The 960-nt window shown below is 59.8% G+C and carries 1 protein-coding gene; it reads right to left on the reverse strand.

Translation table 11 applies throughout. The annotated features are described in order from the left end of the window. Window positions 1-601, reverse strand: a 601-nt coding sequence (locus tag EN964_RS35665; RefSeq protein ID WP_164776477.1) for a pyruvate, water dikinase regulatory protein, incomplete at its 3' end; no start/stop codon positions are given. Window positions 602-960: the final 359 nt, after the last annotated feature.

Genomic DNA, 960 nt, shown 5'->3' on the forward strand with positions numbered 1-960 from the left:
CGATTAGCCCGACGATCAGCGGCTTGCTGGCGGCAACCAGGCTTTCCGGCACCGGCACGCCAAGCACGATCGGGATGTTGGCGGTCTTGATGCCGCGGTTGGCGAGATAGATGCTGGTCGGCGTCTTCGACGTGCGCGAAATGCCGATCAGCACGACATCGGCATCGTCCATGTTGAGCGGCAACTGGCCGTCATCATGGTCCATGGTGAAATTGAGCGCATCGATGCGGCGGAAATATTCAGCGTCGAGAACATGCTGGGCACCGACGCGGCGGCCGGCCGGGGTGCCGAGATAGGACTGGAACACGGTCAGCACCGGCTCCAGCACCGACACACAGGGCAGGCCCATGGCCGCGCAGCGCTCGTCGATGCCGCGCGCCAGCTTCTGGTCGACGACCGTATAGAGGATGATGCCCGGTTCCTCCTCGATGTCCTCGAACACCTTCGCCACCTGCTTTTCGGTGCGGATCAGCGGATAGATATGCTCGATGGCGCGCGCGTCCTTGTACTGCGCCGAAGCTGCCCGGCCGGCGGCGAGCAGCGTTTCGCCGGTCGCGTCGGAAATCAGGTGCAGGTGGAAGAAGCTCTGGGGTTTGTTCACAGGGGGTCACCTGGGGCTGTGGGCTTCTGTGGATAAAGCGGGATGAAAAGACGGGCCTGTCGGAGGCGACTGTATCAGATGGCAGTTTGTCCACAATTCGATGCGCTGTCAGCTTCGTCGGGCGACTGGGGACAAGTTTGGGGACGGCTTTTTTCGACTGCGGTCCGTCCACAGGACCTGCTTTTCACCACTGTGCCTAACACTTTGACTCGCTTGATCGATTCCGATCTATCCCCAGAACCCTACATCTGGGAAAAAGAAGCACGCGACAATATGTTGGCTGGTGTTTTCCGGGGCAAAGCGGGACAGGTGGCAACCACCAGAACCAACAGACTCTTAGAATCAGAAGAATCTTAGAT

The organism is Mesorhizobium sp. M7A.F.Ca.CA.001.10.2.1 (assembly GCF_003998575.1).
Lineage (GTDB): Bacteria > Pseudomonadota > Alphaproteobacteria > Rhizobiales > Rhizobiaceae > Mesorhizobium.